Genomic DNA, 7313 nt, shown 5'->3' on the forward strand with positions numbered 1-7313 from the left:
GGCGCAGGGCGGCCGGCTGCGCCGGAGTTATCAGTTATCAGTTGTCGGTTATCAGGAGCATAGGGCATCCAGCAATGATTGCGCGAAGCGCCATTGCTTCCCAGCATTCCAGCCTTACTGGGGCCATCAATGGTAGCCGCAACCTTCAGGTTGCGCCAGCGGCTGTCAGTCCAATTACATCATGCCGCCAATCATACCCCATGAATCGAAATCAAGACCGGCCAACGCAGTCTAAGGCAGGGCATTGGGCCCAGGGCGCAGGGTGAAGATGGCGCGAAGCGCAGACATTGGCTTTTTGCCCAATGCCCAATGCCTAAAGCCCAATGCCTATAGTTAACCTATCTTCTCCACCAGGCTGTGGTGCAGCTCTACCGAGGCCTGGTAGTTGATGAACTTGAGGAGCACACGGACGCGGCCCTGGTCTGAGGTCCAGTGCTCGAATATGCCCAGAATGTCTTTCATGGGGCCGCGGGCGATGCGGACGCGGTCGTTTTTTTTCAAGGGCTTGTTGCGAATGACCCCATCCTTTTGCTCCAGGCTCTGAATGGAAACTATTACCGCTTCATCCACCGGCACTGGATTTACACTCTCTGGCAGTATTTTGGCAACCCCTTTTGTCCAGCGCACATAAGCCAGGCTCTCCTCGGGGTCGAAAAGGCAGAACAGGTAGCCCGGGAAGAGGGGCTTGTGCTCGAGGGTGCTCTTGAAGCCGCGGATTCTGGTAACCTCCATGAGAGGCAAATAAGTCTGCAGTCCCTTCTCTTCAAGGAAATGCCTGGCGCGGTCCTCCTCACGGGGCTTGGACTGCACCACATACCAGCTGAGCCCTGGCTCTATAATATGTGCATCTGTAGTTGAATTCCTGTTTTTCTTTATCATTCTGTTGCCTGTTATGTCTTGCGGGGCGCAGGGCTCAGGGCGCAAGGCGCAGGGAGAAGATAGCGCGAAGCGCTGTCATGTTATTGCCTTCCAGCCTTCAAAATGGAAGGGGTCTGATCTATCAGGCCGTGGCTAGCCTGTCCCGTCGCCGGGGAGAGCCACTCCAACCCGGTGTTTTTTGAGACCCGATAACTGATAACTGATAACCGATAACCCCGGCGCAGCCGGCCGCCTTCCAGCCTGAATATTGGGGCGATCAATGGTAGCCGCAACCTTCAGGTTGCGCCAGCGGCTGTCAGTCCAAATTAGATTATGCCGCCAATCATGCCCCATGAATCGAAATCAGGACCGGCCAACGCAGTCTGAAGCCTGCGGCTACCAAGATATTGCCGTGATCCCTGCCAATAACTGATAACTGATAACTGATAACCCGGCGTAGCCGAAGGCGCAGCCGGCGGCCCTGCGCCTGACACCCTCTGTTTACGGTACAAAAATCGTATCGTCCGGTTGCAGATGGATGTTCTGGCTCAGATCTTTGCCCGAGACGATAGCGTCGTAATCTACCCTAAAGTTTCTTTCTCTGCCATCTATTTTTCTGATTAACCTGATATTTGATCTGTCGGCCCACTCTCCCAGGCCGCCAGCGAGAGAGATGGCCTGCAGAATGGTCATCTGTTTTTGCAGGAGATATTCGCCGGGCCTGTTCACTTTGCCGAGGATGTAAATCTTCTTGCTGCGGCTTTCGATCAGGGTTACCGACACCTGGGGTACGGTGACAAAATCTTGATATTTTTTTGTTAACAGGCTCTGCAGCTCCTGACAGGTGTGGCCGGCAGCATCAATGTCATTCAGGAGCGGCAGGGAGATTTTGCCGTCGAGCCTTACCGCCACCTGCTTGGTCAACTCCGGTTCTTTCCAGACATCAATGGCCAGAACATCTCCGGGACCTATTACATATGAGTCTTCGGATGGTGGGGCCACATCAGGCATGAGCTCGGGAGTGTTCAGGGTCGACACCGACGGCACCTTGCTGGAGCCGCCGCAGCCAACAAGCAGCAGCATGACAAACATTGCAAAAAGTCTTGTCCTGGTCACTTTGTTGTTCTCCTTAATTTGGGCGCAAGGCCCAGGGCGCATAAAGGCTAGGAGGCTAGAAAGCTAGGAAGCTAGGAGGCGACAGCGCTTTGCGCAATAGTTGTTTGAGTGTAATTTGTTGAGCTTTGCAGCGAGCTTATTCCTGGGCCCAATCTCTCCTCGCCAGGCCTGGCGCGGCGTAGTTTTGGCGAAGGGGGGTCGGGCAGACAAAATATCTGCGAATGTCTGTGTGTGTCTGTGGCTAATTAAAGGCCTCCCAACCTAAAAGCCTTGTGCCGGACCTTCATGTTCACCACCCGCTTTCGCTCGAGGCGCAGAGAGCACAGAGAGTTCAGGGAGGTTCATTAAATCGGGAGATCCCGATTTAATGAACAAGCTCAAGCCCTTCGGGCTGGTGGAGGTCCTCGCCCTAACATGTTGTCTGGTTAGCATTTACAACCAGCGTAGCCGATTGTCCTGCGCCAGTATTTTTTCAACCGGCAACAGGTAACCCGCAACGCGCAACTGATAACTGATCCCAGCCTCCCAGCCTCCTAGCCTTCTAGCCTTTGTGCCTCCCAGCCTTAATGGGGCCGCCAATCATGCCCCACGAATCGAAATCAGGACCGGCCAACGCAGTCCAGGGCAGGCCATTGGGCTCAGGGGCGGCCGAATTCAGGGCAGGCTCCGCCCGTACAGGTTCTGGGGAACCTTCAGTATGTTGTTGAAATTATAGCTTTTTCGTCTCTCACGCGGTAGAGACTGTGTCCAGGGGCGGGCCCTGGGCGGTCTACTGGTCAGAGGGCTTCCATGCCAGCTATGTCGAATTCAGAGCTTCCACCCTGCTGACCGGCATTCTTCTGCCCGGTGCAAAACCGGGCTCTTCTGCGGGCGGCAGAAGTGCTCCCAGGTGATCTGGCAAACCGGATTAGCCTGTTTACCAGCCGATACCTGTGGGAGAAACTCTCCATGCTGCGCCCGCCCTTCTCAAACCTTGTTAATTCAAGCAAAGTCCTTGCCAATATACTCACGGTATCTCTGCTCGATTTCGTAGTCCTTTATCTTGTTGAGAAGTGCTTTATAGCTTATTTGCAAAAGTTTTGCAGCCTTTCTTCTATTCCACCTGGTGTAGGCCAGCACGTCCAGGATGGCATCTGTTTCAGCTCTGCGCGCTGCCTCACGGCAGACCTCTTTCAGTGTGGGTCTTTCCTCCAGGGAAAAAACCGGGGCAGCAGCGCTGCCTTCTGGTCCGCGGCTGTCGTTGGCCGGAGCAGAAGTCAATCTTCCCGAATTGGCCTGCAGCTTGGGCCAGAATGATTCCTCGTTGCCGAGTACGATGATGCTCTGGATAATGTTTTCCAGCTCCCGCACATTGCCGGGCCAGGAATATTGATGGAACAGGCTCATGGTGGTTTCTTGCAGAACAGTCCGCGGTTTGTCGTGTCTCTCGGCATATTTGTCCAGGAAGTAGTCGCAGAGGAGGTTGATATCCTCTTTGCGCTCCCTGAGAGGTGGTACGTGGATGTGCACCACGTTCAATCTGAAAAAGAGATCAGAGCGGAAGCGGCCCTCTGAAACCATCTGCGCCAGGTTGCAGTTGGTGGCGGCCAGCACGCGGACGTCGATCTGGGTGTCAGAGGTGCTGCCAAGGGTAGACAGCTGCTGGTCTTCCAACACCTGCAGCAGTTTGGCCTGCATAGACAGGGGAATCTCGCCGATTTCATCGAGAAGCAGGGTTCCAGAGTGGGCCAGAACGAACTTGCCTGGTTTTTTCTGCCAGGCGCCTGTGAAGGCCCCCTTTTCGTAGCCGAAGAGTTCGCTTTCCAGCAGGTTGCTCGGCAGGGCGGCGCTGTTCACCTTGATAAAAGGGTTCTTGGCCCGGGCAGAAAAGCGATGTATGGATTCCGCCACCAGCTCCTTGCCAGTGCCGCTTTCCCCGGTGATGAGCACGGTGACATCAGACTTGCTCAGGTCCAGAATGTGCTTCTTCAGGTTGATCATAGACTGGGCCTGGCCTACGATTACCCTGTCCAGTTCGCGGAATTCAGCATTTACCGAGTCTTTTATCAACTTGTGAATGGCGTGCCGCAAATCATTCGGCTTGAGATTGGGGGATAGCACAGCCAGGTTGTCGATGTCAGGCAGATCCGCCGCCTTCAGCTTCTTGGAGTCTCCCTGGATCAGGACAATGGGAACGCCTCCCTTCTCGCTTTCTACGACCTTGGCGAATGCTTCTGCCTGGGCAGCACTGTTGCAGGAACCAAGCAATACCAGATCGGGATCAAAGCGCTGCAGTTCCGCAAGAAAGTCGGTCTTCTTTTTGATGGACAGTGCCTCGAAGCCGATTATCTGCACTAATTCTTCCAGGTATTCGCGACTGGAAGTGGTCTCGCCTATGATGAGAATTCTTTTTGGAGGCATCTGTAATTCCTGGAGTCAAGTTGCTGGTTTACTGGCATCTCTTGTCTGGACCTCCCAGGCAGCAGCGCTGGAATGAGAATCCGTTTTGCCTGGATATCTAATAAATCACCTCTGGCTGTGGTTGGGAGGCGGTGAATGAGAACGCGCTCCCGAGATGTTTCCTGCGCTGCCGCAGGGGTTGACTCCGGTCGTACTGTTGACAGTACGTCGCAGGGCTTGCCTGTGCTGAGCCTGACGAAGCAATAGACGCAGCCAGCCCGGGGGGCTAACCATTGCCGCAGCCGCAGTCGCGCCAAACCGTGATTCGAGAAACATCCGGGTCAGAAAGAACCGCCAAACTCTGCCTTCTGATGATTGCTGCTACCTCCTCATGCTCTCAGCCTTACCCACATCAGGACAGCAAAGTTGGTGCCAATCTGTGGCAAGAAATACTCAAAGTTGGCATCCCTGGAGTAATTAAGAGCAAATAATTCAACACAATGAGGGGTTTTGTGAACTCCCAGGTGCCACCGATTGAATGTTTAGATAGACAAAAACTTTGCAGTTATGTTTTCACGATAATTACATAATGTCAAGTTTATAGTACAAAATAACCTGTTGAAACACCCCGGACAGCTTCTTATGAAGCAGTAGAGTACTGGCATCAGCCAGGCGATGCTTTGGGCAAAATAGAGAAAAAGTTTTCACTCGAGTATGAAAAAAGGTTCCACATAGAGACCAGAAGTTTCCTACTCTGGCTATCTCGAGCAGTGGCCTGGCAAGATCATGCAGACAACTGCTCGTCTGCCAACCGAAGCCACTGCTGTGGCGTGAGGCGTCGAGCCTGGGAGATGAGTTTACGGGGGGCGCCTGGAGAACTCGCCGGATCTGGCGCCAGCACTGGCTGGCAGCCTTACCAGGAGGCCGGAGCCCGGAACTGCCTGCGAATAGATACTAGACAGGGTTCTGGGGTCACACCCGGGCAGCCATCATGAAACATCCGGGTTGGGCTCGAGATCTTTGCTGTTGGGTGTCAGTTCGAGGGCTTTGATCTTGTAAAGCAGTGCCTTGTAGCTGATCCTGAGAAGCCTGGCAGCTTTCTTTCGATTCCAATCCGCGTCTTCCAGGGCAGCCCGAATAACTCTCTTCTCGGTCTGCTGAATTGCTCGGCGGCGGACTATTTTGAGGGGAACATATTGCCGGTCATTGTCCGGTGCTTCCTGCTGTTCTGCTGCGCCGGTTCCAGGAGATGGTGCCAGTGTGCGCGCCTCCAGCTGTATCTTTCTTCTCAGAAGTTCTGTCTTGACATTCTCCCAGTCACCCAACACCAGCAAACGCCTCACGGTATTCTGTAATTCCCTGACATTCCCCGGCCATGGGTATTCCAGGAAGAATTGCATTACCTCCTTGGTAAACTCGAACCCCGACCCCGCTCCTGCCAGATAAAAGTTTTCGACGAAATGTCTGGTGAGATGCTCGATATCTTCAGGTCTCTGCCTCAGGGAAGGAATCGAGATTCTTATAGTATTCAACCGGTAGTAGAGGTCCTCTCGAAAAAGGCCCTCTTCAATATCCCTTTCGAGATCATGGTTGGTGGAAGCCAGGAGCCAGCAGTTAACTTCTATATCTTTTTTGCCGCCCAGTCTGGAGAAGCGAAAATCCTGCAGTACCTGGAGCATTTTGGCCTGCATGGGCAGCGGCATGTCGCCAATTTCGTCCAGAAGAATTGTTCCCCGGTGTGCCTGTTCGAATTTGCCAATCTTGGTGGAATAGGCATTGGTGAAGGCGCCCTTGTCGTAGCCGAACAGTTCGCTTTCCAGGAGTTCGCCAGGTATGGCAGCGCAATTGACCCTGACAAAGGGCTGCGAGCTTCGGTGCGACATGGCATGTAGAGTTTCAGCTACTACCTGTTTGCCAACACCGCTTTCACCGCAAATCAGGACATTGAGGTCAGTTTCAGAGACCTGCCTCACTATCTCCCTGATGTGCTTGATAGCACTGCTGCTGCCCACAAGAAGTTGATCGCAAATGTCCATTATTCAGAGCTAGCCCTGTCAAGCTGCCCAGGGATTGGCAGTGTCACGGCAGATGCAAAATTGGCCCCACTGAGGAGCTTCCAGTCCCGGGGTCTGCTCGATGCAGACCGGGCGATTTCTCTGGTGTACTCCAGGAAAGACTCCATCGCTTCCAGCAAAATGGCATGTGGAGGCAGCACAATGCCTGCCTGGCCTTTTTCCCTGTATTCCTGTGCTGGAAGAACCGCGCTTGCAGTTGATTCAGATAAATCGCTCTGGTGTCTCAAACGCTAGAATCGCTCACCTGGGAAGACATTCCCGCTGCGTAATAACGTGTCAAGATTACATGACTTTGCACTGCCTTAATAATCTATCAATATATGGTATTTGCTGTAGATGTCAACACATTTTTGTTGACTAGCTGAGTGTAATATGCTAGCGTCAAAAAAAGTCAATTAAAACAATTTGTTATAAACACACATCTGAAAGGACCGTGCCATGGCCGACCACAGAAAAGGGCCCCGTCTGGACGTGGTTCTCAAAGCACAGTATGAGACAGAAGAAGCATTTCGGGAGGCCCTGATAGCCAATTTGGGCCCGGGTGGTCTCTACCTTGTAACGGATGTGCCTTTCGAGGTGGGCTCGGAGTTCTCGGTAGAAATTTCTCTTCCCCAGAAGCGGGGGGTGATCAAAGGGAGATGCCAGGTGGTGTGGGTGAATCAGGTGGAGGCAGAGAATTATCCAAAAGGCATGGGCGTCAAATTTACTGAACTGCCCGAAAAGCACGCCAGAATTCTGCAACAATATCTCAAGGAGATTGAGGGAAGCTAGCGGCTGCGCCTTCGGCTCCGCCGGGTTATCAGTTATCAGTTGTCAGTTATCAGGGTATAGTACAGCGCTTTGCGCTATAGCCGTGGCATTGGGCTCATGGCGCAAGGCGCAGGG

The 7313-nt window shown here is 53.3% G+C and carries 5 protein-coding genes; 1 reads left to right on the forward strand and 4 read right to left on the reverse strand.

Features of this window, described 5'->3' with window-relative positions:
- Window positions 1-333: 333 nt before the first annotated feature.
- The 4 genes from JRI89_16525 to JRI89_16540 all read right to left on the reverse strand — a co-directional run bounded on the left by JRI89_16525 (window position 334) and on the right by JRI89_16540 (window position 6389).
- Window positions 334-879, reverse strand: coding sequence for a hypothetical protein (locus JRI89_16525; protein MBW2072837.1), 546 nt, complete (start codon window positions 877-879; stop codon window positions 334-336).
- A 480-nt stretch (window positions 880-1359) separates the two neighbouring features.
- On the reverse strand, window positions 1360-1974 hold the full coding sequence (locus JRI89_16530) for a polysaccharide biosynthesis/export family protein (protein MBW2072838.1): 615 nt from the start codon (window positions 1972-1974) through the stop codon (window positions 1360-1362).
- A 981-nt stretch (window positions 1975-2955) separates the two neighbouring features.
- The gene (locus JRI89_16535) at window positions 2956-4374 is read right to left on the reverse strand and encodes a sigma-54-dependent Fis family transcriptional regulator (GenBank protein MBW2072839.1); all 1419 of its coding nucleotides are present in this window, start codon (window positions 4372-4374) and stop codon (window positions 2956-2958) included.
- A gap of 968 nt (window positions 4375-5342) precedes the next feature.
- Window positions 5343-6389 (reverse strand): sigma-54-dependent Fis family transcriptional regulator, encoded by a 1047-nt coding sequence (locus tag JRI89_16540; protein MBW2072840.1) that lies wholly within the window; start codon window positions 6387-6389, stop codon window positions 5343-5345.
- Window positions 6390-6866: 477 nt separating this feature from the next.
- Here JRI89_16540 and JRI89_16545 point away from each other — a divergent pair, with 477 nt between their 5' ends.
- Window positions 6867-7199 carry a TIGR02266 family protein gene (locus JRI89_16545; GenBank protein ID MBW2072841.1) on the forward strand — a complete coding sequence of 111 codons (333 nt, stop codon included), beginning with the start codon at window positions 6867-6869 and terminating at the stop codon, window positions 7197-7199.
- Window positions 7200-7313 lie beyond the last annotated feature (114 nt).

Source organism: Deltaproteobacteria bacterium, assembly GCA_019309045.1.
Classification (GTDB): domain Bacteria; phylum Desulfobacterota; class Syntrophobacteria; order BM002; family BM002; genus JAFDGZ01.